This window comes from Pseudomonas germanica (assembly GCF_019614655.1).
GTDB classification, from domain to species: Bacteria; Pseudomonadota; Gammaproteobacteria; order Pseudomonadales; family Pseudomonadaceae; genus Aquipseudomonas; species Aquipseudomonas neuropathica.
The window spans coordinates 621,077-638,243 of sequence record NZ_CP071586.1 but is presented as its reverse complement, the minus strand read 5'-3'; the positions used below and the strand labels follow the sequence as shown (position 1 = coordinate 638,243).

The following is a 17,167-nucleotide window of genomic DNA, read 5'->3' as shown; positions in this document are numbered from 1 at the left end:
AGCTCCTACAGGGTTATGTGAACACCTGTGTAGGAGCTGCCGCAGGCTGCGATCTTTTCCGGCGCGCGATTATATCGAGCCGAGTGGAAAGTTACTCCAACGCTTTCCAGATATCCGTGGCGTACTCGCGAATCGTCCGGTCAGACGAGAACCAGCCCATCCGCGCCGTGTTGAGCACTGCTGAGCGCCACCAGTTGTTGGAGTCGTGCCAGTGCGCCTCAACGCGTTTCTGCGCTTCCCAGTAGGAGTCGAAGTCGGCGCAGACCAGGAAGCGGTCGTAATCCACCAGCGAATCGATCAGCCCGGTATAGCGCGAGGTGTCGTCCGGCGAGAACACCCCGCTGCGAATCGCTTGCAGCACATCGTTCAAACGATGGGATGCAGCGATGTCTGGCACTGCGCTGAACTCATGATTCTGTTTACGCGCTTCCACCTGCTGCGCGCTGAGACCGAAGATAAACATGTGCTCGGCCCCGATGCGTTCGCACATTTCCACGTTGGCGCCGTCCAGTGTGCCAATGGTCAGCGCGCCGTTGAGGCCGAACTTCATGTTACTGGTGCCTGATGCTTCGAAGCCGGCAGTGGAAATCTGCTCGGACAAGTCCGCCGCCGGAATGATGCTTTCCGCCAGGCTGACGTTGTAGTTGGGCAGGAACACCACTTTCAGCAGGCCGCGCACGGTCGGGTCGTTGTTCACCACCCGAGCGATGTCGTTCGTCAGTTTGATGATCAGTTTGGCCTGGTGATAACTCGCCGCCGCTTTACCGGCGAAGATCTTCACTCGTGGCACCCAATCGACTTCCGGCTCGGCGCGGATCGCCTGATACAGCGCCACGGTGTGCATCAGGTTGAGCAACTGACGTTTATATTCGTGGATGCGTTTGACCTGCACATCGAACATCGCCGCCGGATTGACCGCGATGCCTAGCCGTTCATGAATCAGATACGCCAGCGCTTTTTTGCTGTGCAGCCGTTGCTCGGCAAAGGCTTTGCGGAATGCGGTTTTCTCGGCGAACGGTTCGAGATCGAGCAGGCGCTCTTCGGGGTTATCCAGCACCTCGGGACCCAGCGAGTCGACCAGCATCGAGGTCAGTTCAGCGTTGGCCTGGAACAGCCAACGGCGGAAGGTAATGCCGTTGGTTTTGTTGTTGATCCGCTCCGGATAGAGCTTGTGCAGTTCGGCAAACACGGTTTTGCGCATCAGTTGCGTATGCAGTCCGGACACGCCGTTGACGCTGTGCGAACCGAGGAACGCGAGGTTACCCATGCGCACACGGCGACCGTTGTCTTCTTCGATCAGCGACACCGCGCGCAGCACGTCGAAATCGTGAATGCCTTTGGCGCGCAGCGAGTCGATGTGCTGAGCATTGATCAGATAAATGATCTGCATATGTCGCGGCAGCATGCGTTCCATCAAGCCCACCGGCCAGGTTTCCAGCGCTTCCGGCAGCAACGTGTGGTTGGTATACGACAGCGTGTCGACGGTGACTTGCCACGCCGCATCCCAAGCCACGTCGTAGACGTCGACCAGTTGGCGCATCAGTTCGGCGACGGCAATCGAAGGGTGTGTATCGTTGAGCTGGATCGCCGCGTGATCGCCAAGGGTCAGCACCGAGGTGTGCATGTTGCGATGGCGGCGCAGCAGATCCTGCAAGGAAGCAGCGACGAAGAAGTATTCCTGACGCAAGCGCAGCTCCTGCCCCGCTTCGGTGCTGTCCGCCGGGTAGAGCACGCGGGAGATACTTTCGGCCCGGGCCACTTCGGCGACGGCGCCCAAGTGGTCACCGGCGTTGAAGCGCTCCAGGTGCAAATCTTCCATGGCGCGCGCACGCCACAGGCGCAGTGTATTGACGCTCGCCCCGCGCCAGCCAACGACCGGCGTGTCATAAGCGATCGCGCGGACAGTTTCTGCCGGCGACCAGACTTGTTTGGACTTGCCGGAGATGTCGGTGACGGTTTCGACGCTGCCGCCGAAGCCGATGGAGTAGACGACCTCTGGCCGCTCGAACTCCCACGGGTTGCCGAAATCCAGCCAGTGCTCGGTCTGTTCCTGCTGCCAGCCGTCGACGATGGCCTGGCGGAACAAGCCGTGTTCATATCGAATGCCATAACCGTGGCCGGCGATGCCGAGGGTCGACATGCTTTCCATGAAGCACGCGGCCAGACGACCGAGGCCGCCGTTACCGAGCGCTGCATCAGGTTCCAGCAAACGGATACGCTCCAGGTCGACACCGAGTTCAGTCAGCGCTTCACGGGCGACGTCGAGCAAGCCGAGATTGCTCAGGCTGTCGTAGAGCAAGCGGCCGATGAGGAATTCCAGCGAGAGGTAATACACCCGTTTCTGACCTTTGCGGTAGATCTGCCGGGTGTGGTCCATCCAGTGCTCGACCATATGATCACGCGCAGCCAAAGCGATGGCTTCGAACCAGTCATGGTCGAAGGCGTGGTCGGGGTCTTTGCCCACCGCGTAGGTGAGCTTGGTCAGGACGGCATCGCGGAATGCGGCCACCTCTGCTTCGCGAACTAGTGGTTCTTGAGTCATCAATAGGACCTCGAGCGAGCGGGAATTGTCTGAGCCTAGACGGTCTGACCGACGGTCGCGGCGCTGGTTCGGCAGTTTTTCCTGAGACGGTGCGATGGCCCGGCATTACCCTGGCGGATGGGCTAATGAATGCAGGGGCCGTGCCGAATTTTCCGGCAAAGTGCCTGCATGGAGAAAAAATCTGGCGAAAGGTTGTTCAAAAATCCACCAGTCCCGGTATGATCGCGCGCCCTGATGCACACACGCCTGGTAACTCCCGATGATGAAGCCCAACCTGATTGCCGCCGCCGAGATCGATCGTCTCGATACGTGGGCGAAATATTCGGCCCCGATGTGCGGCTCCTGCATGTCCAGCTGCTGCACGCTGCCGGTCGAAGTAAAGATCAAGGATCTGGTGCGCATTGGCGTGGTCGACGAATTCGAACTGGGCGACCCGCCGAAGAACATCGCCAAGCGTTTGCAAAAGGAAGGCCTGGTCGAGCGCTTCAATCAGAAGTCGGGGATCTTCACCCTGCAGCGCATGAGCAACAACGATTGCTACTACCTGGATCGTAAGAGCCGCTTGTGCACCATTTATGACAAGCGCCCGGACACGTGCCGCAATCACCCGAAGATCGGACCGCGTCCTGGGTATTGCGCTTATAAGCCGAAGGAAGTTGAGCGCGTGCAGAATTTCCGCGCGATCGAGAAGTTCTAAAAGCCAACCCTCATCGGAACGCCGCCCGCCCAGCCCTCTCCCGGAGGGAGAGGGAGCCGACCGAGATGTCTTGCGCCTGACATCGACCTGAAAAATATAGTCGATTGTAGATTCGGTACAGCCCCACCAAATCGATTATGGATTCAGCAGAATTCTTTCAAGTCGATGCATCTCATGAATATCCCCCATTCGGTCCCCTCTCCCTCTGGGAGAGGGTTAGGGTGAGGGGCTCTTGATCTTCAAGACCCAACCTGCGTTTCCCCCAGACAAACAAAAACGCCCCCGGTCTCGCGACCGGGGGCGTTTTTTTAAGCTCGGGCTAAATTACGCCTTGGCTTTCTTGGCAGCGCGGGTACGCTCGCTTTCGTCCAGGATCTTCTTGCGAAGACGGATGGACTTAGGAGTAACTTCGCACAGCTCGTCTTCCTGGATGTATTCCAGAGCCTGTTCCAGAGTGAAGCGAACAGGTGGTACCAGAGCGATGGTTTCGTCTTTACCCGAAGCACGCATGTTGTCGAGCTTCTTGCCTTTGGTCGGGTTTACACCCAGGTCGTTGTCGCGGCTGTTCTGACCAACGATTTGACCGTTGTAGATCTCCTGGCCGTGTTCTACGAACAGCTTGCCACGAGCCTGCAGGGTTTCCAGCGAGTAGGTCAGTGCCTTGCCGGTTTCAACCGAAACCAGAACGCCGTTCTGACGGCCGGACATGTGGCCCGACTTGACGGTGTCGTAGCGATCGAAGATCGAGGTCAGGATGCCAGCACCGTTGGTCAGGGTCAGGAACTGGTTACGGAAACCGATCAGACCGCGAGCAGGGATGTTGTATTCCAGACGAACACGGCCCTTGCCATCAGGAACCATGTTGCTCAGGTCGCCTTTACGCAGACCCATCTCTTCCATGACCTTGCCCTGAGCTTCTTCAGGGATGTCGATGGTCACGTTTTCGAACGGTTCTTGTTTAACGCCGTTCACTTCACGAATGATTACTTCAGGACGGCCCAGGGCCAGTTCGAAGCCTTCGCGACGCATGGTTTCGATCAGTACCGAGAGGTGCAGCTCACCACGGCCGGAAACCTTGAACTTGTCAGCGGTATCGCCTTCTTCAACGCGCAGTGCAACGTTGTACAGCAGCTCTTTGTCCAGACGGTCCTTGATGTTGCGGGACGTCACGAACTTGCCTTCTTTACCGCAGAATGGCGAGTCGTTTACCTGGAAGGTCATCGAAACGGTTGGCTCGTCAACGGTCAGAGGCTTCATCGCCTCGACAGTGTCCGGGTGGCACAGGGTGTCGGAGATGAACAGCGAGTCCATGCCGCTGATGCAAACGATATCGCCTGCTGCAGCTTCTTCAACGTCAACGCGGTGCAGACCGTGGTGACCCATCAGTTTCAGGATACGGCCGTTGCGACGCTTGCCATCGGCACCGATCGCCACAACCGGAGTGTTCGGCTTGACGCGGCCACGAGCGATACGGCCAACACCGATAACACCCAGGAAGCTGTTGTAGTCCAGAGCGGAGATCTGCATCTGGAACGCGCCGTCACGGTCAACAGCCGGAGGCGGAACGTGGTCGACTACCGCTTGGTACAGCGGGGTCATGTCTTCAGCCATGGCGGTGTGATCCAGACCGGCAATGCCGTTCAGGGCCGAAGCGTAAACAACCTGGAAGTCCAGTTGTTCTTCGGTCGCACCGAGGTTGTCGAACAGGTCGAAGATCTGGTCCAGAACCCAGTCCGGACGTGCGCCTGGACGGTCAACCTTGTTGATCACCACGATTGGACGCAGGCCGGCTTCGAAAGCCTTCTTGGTCACGAAACGGGTTTGCGGCATAGGGCCGTCTTGAGCGTCAACCAGCAGCAGAACGGAGTCAACCATCGACATTACACGTTCAACTTCACCGCCGAAGTCGGCGTGGCCCGGGGTGTCCACGATGTTGATGTGGTAGCCGTTCCAGTTGATGGCGGTGTTTTTCGCCAGAATGGTAATACCGCGCTCTTTTTCCTGGTCGTTGGAGTCCATCACGCGCTCGTCGTTGAGCTCGTTGCGCTCCAGGGTGCCGGATTGACGCAGGAGTTTGTCTACCAGGGTGGTTTTACCATGGTCAACGTGGGCAATGATGGCGATGTTGCGTAGATTTTCGATCACTTGTGTATCTCGATCAGAGGATTCGGTTTGCTGACAAGTCTTGGCAGCGATTAGCAGTAGTGTCCGGCATGGCCGTTACAGCTTGACGGCGGTGTCGGGGGGCCGGTGACGCAGGCCACAGGCAAACAGCCCCGGGCACTTAGCTCGGTCGATAAACGCGCACATTGGCATGCCCCTCACTGAGCAAATGGTGAGCATGCAGGCGACTCATCACGCCTTTGTCGCAATACAGCAGGTACTGGCGAGTCGGATCCAGCTCCTTGAAACGAGCGTTCACTGCGTAGAACGGCATCGTCTGTACTTCTACGCCAGCGAGTTCCAGCGGCTCATCCTCGGCGGCATCCGGGTGACGGATGTCGATCACGATCTGACCGGCCAGTGCTTCGCTGACTTCTTCAATCTGTACGTCCTGGCCCAATTCGTCGATCACCCGATCGATCGGCACCAGTTTGGCGTTTTCGAGCGCACGCTCGAGCACCGCCATGTCGAATTCTTTCTCTTCGTGCTCAACGCGACCGCGTTTGGCGGCCGTCTTCGGATTGACCGAAATGACCCCACAGTACTCCGGCATGTGCCGGGCGAAATCGGCGGTGCCAATCTCGTTGGCCGTGTCGATGATGTCCTGTTTGTGCGCCACGATCAGCGGACGCAGGACCAGTTTGTCGGTCACGCAGTCGATCACCGACAGATTCGGCAGGGTCTGGCTCGACACCTGGGAGATCGCCTCGCCGGTAACCAGCGCTTCGATGTGCAGGCGATCGGCGATGTTGGAAGCCGCGCGCAACATCATACGCTTCAATACGACGCCCATATGACTGTTATCGACTTTGCCGAGAATTTCGCCCAACACTTCTTCGAACGGAACACTGACAAATAGCACGCGTTGCGAGCTGCCGTACTTCTTCCAGATGAAATGCGCGACTTCCATCACGCCCAATTCATGGGCACGACCGCCCAGATTGAAGAAGCAGAAGTGCGTCATCAGGCCGCGACGAATGATCTGGTACGCCGCAACGGTTGAGTCAAAGCCGCCGGACATCAATACCAGCGTCTGCTCCAACGCACCGAGCGGGTAACCGCCGATGCCGTTGTGCTGGCTGTGGATAACAAATAACCGTTTGTCGCGAACTTCGATGCGGACTTCGATTTCCGGCGCTTTCAGGTCAATACCGGCAGCACCACACTCACGGCGCAGCTTGCTGCCGACGTATTTTTCGACGTCCATCGAGCTGAAGGTGTGCTTGCCCGCGCGCTTGCAGCGCACCGAAAAAATCTTCCCGGCCAGTGCATCGCCATAGTGCTGTTTGCACTTCTCGGTGATGTCGTCGAAGTCGCCCAGCGGGTACTCGTCGATCTGCAGAAAGTGCGCGATGCCCGGCATGCAGGTCAGGCGCTCACCCATCTCTTTCAAGGCTTTGGGGTCGGTAACGCGGGTTTCCAACTCGAGATTGTCCCACACACCGTTCACCACCACGGCCGGGTCCAGGTCACGGAGCACGGTGCGGATGTTCTTGGCCAACTGGCGGATGAACTTCGTCCGGACAGGTCGGCTTTTGATGGTGATCTCGGGGAAGACTTTTACGATTAGTTTCATGAAAACAGCGCGCGAACGGCCAGCCGAAAAAGGGGGGCGCGGATTATAGCGGAAATTGCTCAAGGTTTAACCAGTTAATGTGCAGAAGGTTTTGCACGCACCAAAACAGGTCATTTCTGACTTAAGACGCTACATTAGAGGGCGAGATTTTCCGCAATCAGGTGCTTTGCACCTTTATAAGCGTGAATTTGGGGCAAAAAACCCATGCTGGGGCACTGGCATGCAATTTGCTCCCTTGTGAGGCAGGTTGCCTTGGCAGAGTATTCGCGCCGGCATCACCCAAATTCAAGGGCATCCACTACCAAGCCCGAAGCCACCCGGAGGACATATGTCGAAGACGGTTCAACTCATCAAAGATCATGACGTCAAGTGGATTGATCTGCGCTTCACGGACACCAAAGGCACTCAGCACCACGTGACCATGCCGGCTCGCGATGCGCTGGATGAAGACTTCTTCGAAGTCGGCAAGATGTTCGACGGTTCCTCCATCGCTGGCTGGAAAGGCATCGAAGCCTCCGACATGATCCTGATGCCGGTTGACGAAACTGCCGTTCTCGACCCGTTCACCGAAGACGCCACCCTGATCCTGGTGTGCGACATCATCGAACCTTCGAGCATGCAAGGCTACGACCGCGACCCACGTGCGATCGCCAAGCGTGCCGAAGAACACCTGAAAGCCACCGGTATCGGTGACACCGTGTTCGCTGGTCCAGAGCCAGAATTCTTCATCTTTGACTCGGTGAAATTCAAGTCGGACATCTCCGGCTCGATGTTCAAGATCTACTCCGAGCAAGGTTCGTGGATGTCCGACCAGGACATCGAAGGCGGCAACAAGGGTCACCGTCCAGGGGTCAAAGGCGGCTACTTCCCGGTTCCACCGTTCGACCACGACCACGAAATCCGTACCTCCATGTGCAACGCACTGGAAGAAATGGGCCTGACCGTTGAAGTTCACCACCACGAAGTGGCGACTGCCGGCCAGAACGAAATCGGCGTTAAGTTCAACACCCTGGTGAAGAAAGCCGACGAAACCCAAACCCTGAAGTACGTTGTCCACAACGTTGCTGATGCATACGGCCGCACCGCGACCTTCATGCCGAAGCCACTGTACGGCGACAACGGTTCGGGCATGCACGTACACATGTCGATCTGGAAAGACGGCAAGAACACCTTCGCCGGTGAAGGCTATGCCGGTCTGTCCGATACCGCTCTGTACTTCATCGGCGGCATCATCAAACACGGTAAGGCCCTGAACGGCTTCACCAACCCGGCGACCAACTCCTACAAGCGTCTGGTACCAGGCTTCGAAGCTCCGGTAATGCTGGCCTACTCGGCTCGCAACCGTTCCGCTTCGATCCGTATTCCTTACGTGTCGAGCCCGAAAGCCCGCCGTATCGAAGCACGCTTCCCGGATCCGGCTGCCAACCCGTACCTGGCCTTCGCAGCTCTGCTGATGGCCGGTCTGGACGGTATCCAGAACAAGATCCACCCAGGCGACGCAGCTGACAAAAACCTGTACGACCTGCCGCCTGAAGAGGCGAAAGAGATTCCACAAGTTTGCGGCAGCCTGAAAGAAGCCCTGGAAGAGCTGGACAAGGGCCGCGCGTTCCTGACCAAGGGCGGCGTGTTCTCCGACGACTTCATCGACGCTTACATCGCGCTGAAATCGGAAGAAGAAATCAAGGTTCGCACCTTCGTACACCCACTGGAATATGAGCTGTACTACAGCTGCTGATCCGGTAGCGCTGCGTTACGTGGCGTGAGTGAAAGAGGCCTCCTTCGGGAGGCCTTTTTTATTGCCCGCGATTTATGGCGTCACGCAGATCCTTGGGAGCGAGCCTGCTCGCGAAAGCGTCGTATCCGTCACCATCACTGTCAATGACGCACCGCATTCGCGAGCAGGCTCGCTCCCACAAGGGATTTGTGGTGTCTGAATGATCTCTGGATGTTTGCCGGGTTGGGCCAACCGCCGCGTCTGGCCTATGCTGCACCCCATCGCTTTCAATCCCGGTCGATTTCATGGGTCGCACCTTTCTCTACATTCTGCTGCTGATCGCCCTGCCCGCCGCCGCGCAGATCTACAAGTACACCGATGCCAACGGCAACACGGTCTACAGCGATCACTCGCCCGATGGTGTGCGGGCGCAGCCGGTGGAGTTGCCGCCGCTTAACAGGGTCGAGCCGCAAACACCGAGTACACCGCCTGCATCCAGCACCGAAACCCGTGAGCCTGCGCGCAAGGCCTACGACATTCTTGAACTCGCTGGTCTACCCACCGAAGAGGCCCTGCGCGCCAATAACGGCACGTTCACCGTCCAAGTGCTGATCAAGCCGCGTCTGCAACCGCCGCATCAGTTAAGGCTGGTATTGGACGATGAGCCTTACGGCCAGCCGAGCAACGTGCCGATCCTACAATTGGTGAACGTTGATCGCGGCGAACATCGTCTAGCGGTGCAGGTGATTGACGGGCAGACGGTCATCCAGCAGAGCGCGCCAGTCCCTCTCAGCGTACAGCGGGTGCACAAGCCATGATTCGTGCGTGGCTGATCGCGGTGCTGGCGCTGCTCACGCTACAAGCATCGGCTGAGGTGTTCACTTATATCGATGCCCAAGGTAATCGCGTCTACACCGACCAGCCGCGTGGCAATGCCAAGCGCGTACCGATCGCGACCAGCAATCGCATGTCCGCAAACCCCACCGTCGCCGTGCCGATCACGACTGCAAAAAAAACCCCAGAGCAACCGCCCTTCCACTACGACATGCTGCGCATTCTAGTACCTGAACCCGATGCAACGATTCGCAGCAGCGCCGGCGAAATCATCGTCAGCGTCACCAGCGAACCGGGCCTGCAAAAAGGTCATCGTTATCGACTGCTGCTGGATGGCCAAGCCACCGGCGAACCGGGGCTGAGCCCGGTCTTCCCGCTAAACAACATCGATCGTGGCAGCCACAATCTTTCGGTGGAAATCCTCGATGCCGAAGGGCGCACGGTGGAACGCACTGCCAACCAGCCCTTCCACATGCTACGCATATCCCTCGCACAGAAACGCCAGGTCAAGCCGTGCACCACCGACGGTTACGGCATCCGTCCGGAATGCCCCTTGAAAGACAAACCGCCCGAGCCGAAAAACCCCTTTCTGCGTTTCTTCTAACGCCATTCAGCTTTGCGCACTATATTGGTGCACAAGACTGCACCGTACCCATATCTCAACCCATTTTGGTTCGAAAGTACCCGCGAGCGCTGGCCGACTGCCACGCAAAAGAGCGTCAAACGCCTGTTTCATGGGTTGAACGCTTCTTTTCGGAGCCTTGGTTTGGTTTTTGCATTTTCCCGATACCGACGCTTGTTACTTGCGCACGCTCCGCCCCCAAAAGAGGCTCTGATGACTATTAGCGACGCAATCCACCGTTTGCTGCTCGACAACCTGACCACCGCCACCATCCTGCTCGACGCCGAATTGCGCCTTGAGTACATGAACCCGGCGGCGGAGATGCTCCTCGCCATCAGCGGGCAGCGCAGCCATGGACAGTTCATCAGCGAGCTGTTCACCGAATCCACCGAGGCGCTCAATTCCCTGCGCCAGGCAGTGGAGCAGGCGCATCCGTTCACCAAGCGCGAGGCGATGCTTACCGCCCTCACTGGCCAGACGTTGACCGTGGATTACGCGGTGACGCCAATCCTCAGCAATGGCGCGACCATGCTCCTGCTGGAGGTCCATCCGCGTGACCGCTTGCTGCGGATCACCAAGGAGGAGGCGCAGCTGTCCAAGCAGGAAACCAGCAAGATGTTGGTACGCGGCCTCGCTCACGAGATCAAGAATCCGCTCGGTGGCATCCGCGGCGCCGCGCAATTGCTGGCCCGCGAACTGCCGGAAGAAAGTCTGCGCGATTACACCAACGTGATCATTGAAGAAGCCGACCGCCTGCGCAATCTGGTCGACCGCATGCTCGGCTCGAACAAACTGCCGTCGCTGGCGATGTGCAACGTTCATGAAGTGCTGGAGCGCGTCTGCCAACTGGTCGAAGCGGAAAGCCAGGGCTGCATCACCTTGGTGCGTGATTACGACCCAAGCATCCCCGACGTGCTGATCGACCGCGAACAAATGATTCAGGCGGTGTTGAACATCGTACGCAACGCGATGCAAGCGATCAGCAGCCAGAACGAATTGCGCCTTGGCCGCATAAGCCTGCGTACCCGGACCATGCGCCAGTTCACCATCGGCCACGTCCGCCATCGCCTGGTGACCAAGATCGAAATCATCGACAACGGGCCGGGGATCCCGGCGGAACTTCAGGAAACCATTTTCTTTCCCATGGTCAGCGGACGTCCGGACGGTACCGGACTCGGTCTGGCCATTACCCAGAACATCATCAGCCAGCACCAGGGTCTGATCGAGTGTGACAGCCATCCAGGCCACACCACGTTCTCGATCTTTCTGCCACTGGAACAAGGAGCCACATCGACATGAGCCGTAGTGAAACCGTATGGATCGTCGATGACGACCGTTCTATCCGTTGGGTTCTGGAAAAGGCCTTGCAGCAGGAAGGCATGACGACCCAAAGCTTCGACAGCGCCGATGGCGTAATGAGTCGCCTGGCCCGTCAGCAGCCGGACGTGATCATTTCCGACATTCGCATGCCGGGTGCCAGTGGTCTGGATCTTCTGGCGCGGATTCGCGAGCAGCATCCACGCTTGCCGGTCATCATCATGACCGCTCATTCCGATCTGGACAGCGCTGTTGCCTCGTATCAGGGCGGCGCTTTCGAATACTTGCCGAAGCCGTTCGACGTTGATGAAGCGGTGTCGCTGGTCAAACGTGCGAACCAACACGCACAGGAACAACAAGGCCTGGAAGTCGTACCGGCACTGACCCGTACCCCGGAAATCATCGGCGAAGCGCCGGCGATGCAGGAAGTGTTTCGCGCCATCGGTCGCTTGAGCCACTCCAACATCACCGTGCTGATCAACGGCGAATCCGGCACCGGTAAAGAACTCGTCGCCCACGCCCTGCATCGCCACAGCCCGCGCGCGGCCTCGCCGTTCATCGCGCTGAACATGGCGGCGATCCCCAAGGATCTTATGGAGTCCGAACTGTTCGGCCATGAGAAAGGCGCGTTCACCGGCGCGGCAAACCTGCGTCGCGGCCGCTTTGAACAGGCTGACGGCGGCACGCTGTTCCTCGATGAAATCGGCGACATGCCGGCGGATACGCAAACCCGCTTGCTGCGCGTTCTGGCCGATGGCGAGTTCTACCGCGTCGGCGGTCACGTGCCGGTGAAAGTCGATGTGCGCATCATCGCCGCGACGCACCAGAATCTGGAAACCCTGGTACACGCCGGCAAATTCCGTGAGGACTTGTTCCACCGCCTCAACGTGATCCGCATCCACATCCCGCGCCTCTCCGATCGTCGTGAGGACATCCCGACCCTGGCCAAGCACTTCCTCAGCCGCGCGGCGCAAGAGCTGGCGGTGGAACCGAAGCTGCTGAAGAGCGAGACCGAGGAATACCTGAAGAACCTGCCGTGGGGCGGCAACGTACGTCAGCTGGAGAATACGTGCCGCTGGATCACGGTGATGGCGTCCGGGCGCGAAGTGCACATCAGCGACCTGCCGCCAGAACTGCTGAACCTGCCGCAGGACTCGGCGCCAGTGACCAATTGGGAGCAAGCACTGCGTCAGTGGGCCGATCAGGCCTTGGCGCGTGGCCAGTCGAGCCTGCTCGACAGCGCGGTACCGGCGTTCGAGCGGATCATGATCGAGACGGCTTTGAAGCACACCGCCGGGCGTCGTCGCGATGCCGCCGTTTTGCTGGGTTGGGGGCGCAATACCCTGACGCGCAAGATCAAGGAATTGGGGATGAAGGTCGATGGCGGGGATGATGATGAGGGGGATGAGGGTTAACGCTTGAGAATTGTTGTGTGCTCAGGATCCATCCCCCTCACCCCAGCCCTCTCCCCCAAGGGGTAGAGGGGGAAGGGAGCCGATTATGTGATGTTCAAAATCTGAGTTCGGCTCGGTATTTCAGGTCGGTTTATTTTGACCGGGCAACTCGCTTGATCTGGCTTAATGATTCTGGACACCCCTAAAGGGCGTTAATCTACGCCCAACGATGAGGTGTGATTTGACCAGACGATATTTTTCAACAGATTTCAAACGGGATGCGGCTTGCCTGGTTTTGGATAAAGACTATTCGGTGAGTGAAGCCTGTGAAGCAATGGGCGTGGGCCCTACAGCTCTGCGCCGCTGGGTTGAACAACTGCGTGCGGAGCGCAGCGGCAAGACGCCTGAGAAGTCCAAGGCCATGACCGTTGACCAACAACGCATCCAAGAACTGGAAGCAACAATTCGACGGATTGAGCGCGAGAAGGAAATTTTAAAAAAGGCTACAGCTCTCTTGATGTCGGATTCCCTCGATCGGTAAGGCTGGTCGAGGAGTTAAGCGAGCAATATCCAAGATCCGAGTTGTGTGGCGTGTTTGGCATCAACCGCAGCAGTTATTACGAGCGTCTGAAACAGCGGGCGAAAGTGCATGTCGGGCGCGATCGCCTAAAGATCAAGGCTGCCGAATTACATGAGCAAAGTCGCGGCTCAATGGGCGCGCGCAGCCTGTCAAAAGCGCTGTGTAACGAAAAAGAGTCGGTAGGTCGTTACATGGCTCGTAGCCTGATGCGCGAGCTCGGTTTGAAGAGCCAGCAACGGCGCAGGCATCGGTACAAACCCAGCGGTGCGGAGGCGCAATACGCCCCCAATCATTTGGAGCGTAAATTCAATGTCGAGGCCCCCAATCGAGTGTGGTGTGGCGACGTGACTTACATTTGGGCCGGTACTTACTGGGTTTATCTGGCTGCTGTACTTGATCTGCATGCCCGCCGCATCGTCGGCTGGGCGATGTCCAGAAGTCCGGATTCAGCTCTGACCTGTCGAGCGTTAAAGATGGCTTTCGAGTCGCGAGGACGCCCTGAAAACCTAATGTTCCATTCGGATCAGGGCTGTCATTACAGCAGTAAAGTGTTTCGTGAAACGCTGGCGGACATGCGCATAAAACAAAGCATGAGTCGACGGGGAAACTGCTGGGATAACGCTCCGATGGAACGTTTCTTTGGCAGTTTGAAATCTGAATGGATACCCAAGGCTGGTTACCGAAACGAAGACGAAGCCAGCACCGATGTGTTGCGCTACCTGACCCACTATTACAATCGGATCAGGCTGCACAGTTACAACGGATATCGGACTCCGGTAGCAATGGAAGCCTTGGCAGCATGAGAAATGACCTAAACCCTATAACCGTGTCCAGTATCGTTTGACCAGATCAGCTAAGTCCCCTCTCCCTCTGGGAGAGGGCTAGGGTGAGGGGCAGCCGTGCACCGCATCAATGCACAATGACCCGCGATCGCGCACAGCCGCATCTGCATCCTTCATTCTGAAAACACCGACAAAACCATTATCCAAGTACACAAAAGCCCCGAGTTCCGGGGCTTTCGTATTTCTGATCAGCTTTTTTGTTTCAGCAAATGAAAACCTGGCACGCCCCCTGCAATACCTCTTACAGGTGATTCGATTCACCACCCGTTTCGGGGACCTTGGTACAGGCAGGCCGGGGATTCCCCTCTTTACACCGGGCTCATACCGCAACGCGACGAGCCCACCCTTTTGGGATCCTTGGTACAGGCAGGCCGGGGGTTCCCTCTTTACACCGGACCGACGCTAGCAGCGAAGTCCATCCTTTTGGGAACCCTGATACAGGCAGGTCAGGGATTCCCGCTTTTATTACTCGCGGAGATGGATTTCCAGCCGCCAGCGGTCATCGACCTCACTGCCGACCCAATCGCCCTGCAGCGGCCGCGCCGCCAGCACCGTCAGCAACAACCCTCCGTCACTCGCTCGCGTCCGCCAGTTCACATCTTTGCCATTGAGCTTGAGCTGGCCCTTCTGCGCCGGGCCCTCAGCCTGAAACAGCAGCGCCACCGTGCCATCGATGATTTCGCCGTGCAGCTTGGGCTCGTTGTTGAACCACACCACCAACCCTTGATCCGTCACCTCGACCTGCTGCAACACCGTCGGATCCGGCGTGGTCAGGCGGCCGATCATCAAGCCAATCATCAAGCCGACAATTGCCAGCGAACCGATGACTCGCGGCAATAGTTTCGAACGGTTGTCCACAGGCGGCGTAGAATGCCGCTCATCTTTACCTTCGGAGCCGTGCATGTTTCACGTCATCCTTTTTCAACCAGAAATTCCGCCGAATACCGGCAACGTTATCAGGCTGTGCGCCAACAGCGGCTGCCACCTGCATTTGATCGAACCGCTGGGCTTCGAGATGGACGACAAGCGCCTGCGCCGTGCCGGTCTCGATTACCACGAATATGCCACGCTGCAACGTCACGCGGACCTGGCCAGTTGCCTGGAAAGCCTGGGCAACCCAAGACTGTTTGCGTTCACCACCAAGGGTTCGCGACCGTTTCATGATGCCGCGTTTGTTCCTGGCGATGCGTTCATCTTCGGCCCGGAAAGCCGTGGCCTGCCGCCGGAAGTGCTCGACGCGCTGCCGCCGGAACAGCGCCTGCGCCTGCCGATGCGCGAAGGCTGCCGCAGCCTGAACCTGTCCAACACCGTGGCGGTGGCCGTGTACGAAGCCTGGCGCCAGAACGACTTCAAGTAACACCACACCTGATCGTTCCCACGCTCTGCGTGGGAATGCAGCCCGTGACGCTCCGCGTCACTGGACGCGGAGCGTCCCCAGAGGCATTCCCACGCGGAGCGTAGGAACGATCAGCCAAGAAAAAAGCGCCTGTTACGGCGCTTTTTTCTTTGTAGCCCAGACCGTCTTATTGAACGGTTGGCGTCTCGCCGCTTTCCTGCATGCGCTGCAGCTCTTGCGCGTACAGAGCATCGAAGTTCACCGGGGCCAGCATCAGGGCCGGGAACGAACCACGGGTCACCAGGCTGTCCAAGGTTTCGCGCGCGTACGGGAACAGGATGTTCGGGCAGAACGCACCCAGGGTGTGGCTCATCGAAGCAGCGTCCAGGTTCTTGATCAGGAAGATACCGGCCTGTTGCACTTCAGCGATGAAGGCGACTTCTTCACCGTTTTTCACGGTGACGGACAGGGTCAGCACGACTTCGTAAAAATCACCTTCCAGCGCTTTCTGACGAGTGTTCAGATCCAGAGCGACCGCCGGATCCCACTGCTGGCGGAAGATCGCCGGGCTTTTCGGGGCTTCGAAGGACAGGTCGCGTACGTAGATGCGCTGCAAGGAGAATTGCGGTGCGGTTTCTTCTTCGCTGGCTGCAGTGTTCTGTTGGTCAGTCATCTCAGATCCTTATCGATCTTGGGTCTTTTAGGGAGTGCTGTACGTGGGTGCAGCCGTTCAGGCCTTGAGCAGCGCGTCGAGCTTGCCGGCGCGCTCCAGGGCATACAAATCGTCACAACCGCCGATGTGCTTGCTGCCGATCCAGATCTGCGGCACGGACGTACGTCCGGCTTTCTGGGTCATTTCAGCGCGCACTTGCGGCTTGCCATCGACCTTGATCTCTTTGAAGGCCACGCCTTTGTTCTCGAGCAGGTATTTGGCTCGCGAGCAATAAGGGCAGTAATCGCTGGAGTAGACGATGACTTCGCTCATATCACTTCACCAACGGCAGGTTGTCGCCTTTCCAGCTGGAAATACCGCCGGACAGCTTGGCGGCGGTGAAGCCGGATTTCATCAGCTCGCGGGCGTGGGTGCCAGCGGTCTGGCCCAGCGCGTCGACCAGAATGATGGTCTTGGCCTTGTGTTTTTCCAGCTCGCCGATACGCGCAGCCAGTTTGTCCTGGGGAATGTTCACCGCGCCAACGATGTGGCCGGCAGCAAAATCCTTGGCCGGACGGATGTCCACCACCACGCCTGCGTCTTTGTTGACCAACGCGGTCAGTTCGCCGGTGCTCAGGCTTTTACCGCCGCCCTGCATCGTGTGCGCCAGCAGCAGAGCCAGCAGTACGACGAAGATACCGACAAGAATGTAGTGGTTAGTGGCAAATTCAATCAGGTGAGCAACCATCGAAGGAGGTTCCAGGGCGTTAAAATGTCGGCCAGTATACACAGCCACTATGGTCGGCCAAACCCCGTCCGGCGGTGACGCGGTCGGAACTTAGCTTTAAACTCCAACTCCCTTTTCCATCGCCCTCTTCTTTATTAGCCACGAGTGGAT

General features: G+C 58.1%; 15 protein-coding genes. 8 read left to right on the top strand and 7 right to left on the bottom strand.

The window, feature by feature from the left end:
- Nucleotides 1–91: 91 nt before the first annotated feature.
- Nucleotides 92–2,542: a glycogen/starch/alpha-glucan phosphorylase gene (locus J0G10_RS02810; protein WP_220557362.1), complete on the bottom strand. Its 2,451-nt coding sequence runs from the start codon at nt 2,540–2,542 to the stop codon at nt 92–94.
- 259 nt (nt 2,543–2,801) lie between these two features.
- On the opposite strand from J0G10_RS02810, the gene J0G10_RS02805 reads away from it, so the two are divergent.
- On the top strand, nt 2,802–3,239 hold the full coding sequence (locus tag J0G10_RS02805) for a YkgJ family cysteine cluster protein (protein WP_025110918.1): 438 nt from the start codon (nt 2,802–2,804) through the stop codon (nt 3,237–3,239).
- A gap of 324 nt (nt 3,240–3,563) precedes the next feature.
- Here J0G10_RS02805 and typA read toward each other — a convergent pair whose 3' ends face one another.
- Both typA and thiI read right to left on the bottom strand, forming a co-directional pair.
- Nucleotides 3,564–5,384 (bottom strand): translational GTPase TypA, encoded by a 1,821-nt coding sequence (gene typA, locus J0G10_RS02800; RefSeq protein ID WP_095047173.1) that lies wholly within the window; start codon nt 5,382–5,384, stop codon nt 3,564–3,566.
- Nucleotides 5,385–5,523: 139 nt separating this feature from the next.
- Complete coding sequence (thiI, locus tag J0G10_RS02795; RefSeq protein ID WP_095047172.1) at nt 5,524–6,978, bottom strand: tRNA uracil 4-sulfurtransferase ThiI; 1,455 nt, start codon at nt 6,976–6,978, stop codon at nt 5,524–5,526.
- A 328-nt stretch (nt 6,979–7,306) separates the two neighbouring features.
- Between thiI and glnA the strand changes: the two genes are divergently transcribed.
- From glnA to J0G10_RS02765, 6 genes are all read left to right on the top strand, one after another.
- Complete coding sequence (gene glnA, locus J0G10_RS02790) at nt 7,307–8,713, top strand: type I glutamate--ammonia ligase (protein ID WP_007909254.1); 1,407 nt, start codon at nt 7,307–7,309, stop codon at nt 8,711–8,713.
- 284 nt (nt 8,714–8,997) lie between these two features.
- Entirely contained in the window at nt 8,998–9,510 is a 513-nt protein-coding gene (locus J0G10_RS02785; RefSeq protein WP_220557361.1) for a DUF4124 domain-containing protein, read from the top strand.
- Nucleotides 9,507–10,130: a DUF4124 domain-containing protein gene (locus J0G10_RS02780; RefSeq protein ID WP_220557359.1), complete on the top strand. Its 624-nt coding sequence runs from the start codon at nt 9,507–9,509 to the stop codon at nt 10,128–10,130. Before J0G10_RS02785 ends, J0G10_RS02780 begins: the two co-directional genes overlap by 4 nt.
- Before the next feature lie 231 nt (nt 10,131–10,361).
- A complete protein-coding gene (glnL, locus tag J0G10_RS02775) occupies nt 10,362–11,447 on the top strand; it encodes a nitrogen regulation protein NR(II) (protein WP_095047169.1) in 1,086 nt (361 codons plus the stop codon).
- Nucleotides 11,444–12,880, top strand: a complete 1,437-nt coding sequence (gene ntrC / locus J0G10_RS02770) for a nitrogen regulation protein NR(I) (RefSeq protein ID WP_007909238.1) — start codon at nt 11,444–11,446, stop codon at nt 12,878–12,880. Before glnL ends, ntrC begins: the two co-directional genes overlap by 4 nt.
- A 208-nt stretch (nt 12,881–13,088) precedes the next feature.
- Nucleotides 13,089–14,242, top strand: a protein-coding gene (locus J0G10_RS02765) for an IS3 family transposase (RefSeq protein WP_320413737.1) whose coding sequence is annotated in 2 segments (ribosomal slippage) — nt 13,089–13,362 and nt 13,362–14,242 — 1,155 coding nt in all. Because the reading frame shifts where the segments join, the coding sequence is not laid out codon by codon here.
- 504 nt (nt 14,243–14,746) lie between these two features.
- Here the strand turns inward: J0G10_RS02765 and J0G10_RS02760 are convergent.
- Nucleotides 14,747–15,184 (bottom strand): hypothetical protein, encoded by a 438-nt coding sequence (locus J0G10_RS02760; RefSeq protein ID WP_095047168.1) that lies wholly within the window; start codon nt 15,182–15,184, stop codon nt 14,747–14,749.
- Between J0G10_RS02760 and J0G10_RS02755 the strand changes: the two genes are divergently transcribed.
- Entirely contained in the window at nt 15,183–15,638 is a 456-nt protein-coding gene (locus J0G10_RS02755; protein ID WP_007909235.1) for a tRNA (cytidine(34)-2'-O)-methyltransferase, read from the top strand. The genes J0G10_RS02760 and J0G10_RS02755 overlap by 2 nt on opposite strands.
- Nucleotides 15,639–15,804: 166 nt before the next feature.
- On the opposite strand, the gene secB is transcribed toward J0G10_RS02755, so the two are convergent.
- The 3 genes from secB to J0G10_RS02740 are packed head-to-tail and all read right to left on the bottom strand — an operon-like array spanning nt 15,805 to nt 17,017.
- Nucleotides 15,805–16,290: a protein-export chaperone SecB gene (gene secB, locus J0G10_RS02750; protein WP_007909233.1), complete on the bottom strand. Its 486-nt coding sequence runs from the start codon at nt 16,288–16,290 to the stop codon at nt 15,805–15,807.
- Nucleotides 16,291–16,347: 57 nt separating this feature from the next.
- Complete coding sequence (gene grxC, locus J0G10_RS02745; protein ID WP_038359971.1) at nt 16,348–16,602, bottom strand: glutaredoxin 3; 255 nt, start codon at nt 16,600–16,602, stop codon at nt 16,348–16,350.
- 1 nt (nt 16,603) lies between these two features.
- On the bottom strand, nt 16,604–17,017 hold the full coding sequence (locus J0G10_RS02740) for a rhodanese-like domain-containing protein (protein WP_083367280.1): 414 nt from the start codon (nt 17,015–17,017) through the stop codon (nt 16,604–16,606).
- Nucleotides 17,018–17,167: the final 150 nt, after the last annotated feature.

Bases quoted from the DNA above. Each gene is read 5' to 3' on its own strand.
- J0G10_RS02810 (WP_220557362.1), bottom strand. From the start codon at position 2,542: ATGACTCAAGAACCACTAGTTCGCGAAGCAGAGGTGGCCGCATTCCGC.
- J0G10_RS02805 (WP_025110918.1), top strand. From the start codon at position 2,802: ATGATGAAGCCCAACCTGATTGCCGCCGCCGAGATCGATCGTCTCGAT.
- thiI (WP_095047172.1), bottom strand. From the start codon at position 6,978: ATGAAACTAATCGTAAAAGTCTTCCCCGAGATCACCATCAAAAGCCGA.
- glnA (WP_007909254.1), top strand. From the start codon at position 7,307: ATGTCGAAGACGGTTCAACTCATCAAAGATCATGACGTCAAGTGGATT.
- J0G10_RS02785 (WP_220557361.1), top strand. From the start codon at position 8,998: ATGGGTCGCACCTTTCTCTACATTCTGCTGCTGATCGCCCTGCCCGCC.
- J0G10_RS02780 (WP_220557359.1), top strand. From the start codon at position 9,507: ATGATTCGTGCGTGGCTGATCGCGGTGCTGGCGCTGCTCACGCTACAA.
- glnL (WP_095047169.1), top strand. From the start codon at position 10,362: ATGACTATTAGCGACGCAATCCACCGTTTGCTGCTCGACAACCTGACC.
- ntrC (WP_007909238.1), top strand. From the start codon at position 11,444: ATGAGCCGTAGTGAAACCGTATGGATCGTCGATGACGACCGTTCTATC.
- J0G10_RS02755 (WP_007909235.1), top strand. From the start codon at position 15,183: ATGTTTCACGTCATCCTTTTTCAACCAGAAATTCCGCCGAATACCGGC.
- J0G10_RS02760 (WP_095047168.1), bottom strand. From the start codon at position 15,184: ATGCACGGCTCCGAAGGTAAAGATGAGCGGCATTCTACGCCGCCTGTG.
- secB (WP_007909233.1), bottom strand. From the start codon at position 16,290: ATGACTGACCAACAGAACACTGCAGCCAGCGAAGAAGAAACCGCACCG.
- grxC (WP_038359971.1), bottom strand. From the start codon at position 16,602: ATGAGCGAAGTCATCGTCTACTCCAGCGATTACTGCCCTTATTGCTCG.
- J0G10_RS02740 (WP_083367280.1), bottom strand. From the start codon at position 17,017: ATGGTTGCTCACCTGATTGAATTTGCCACTAACCACTACATTCTTGTC.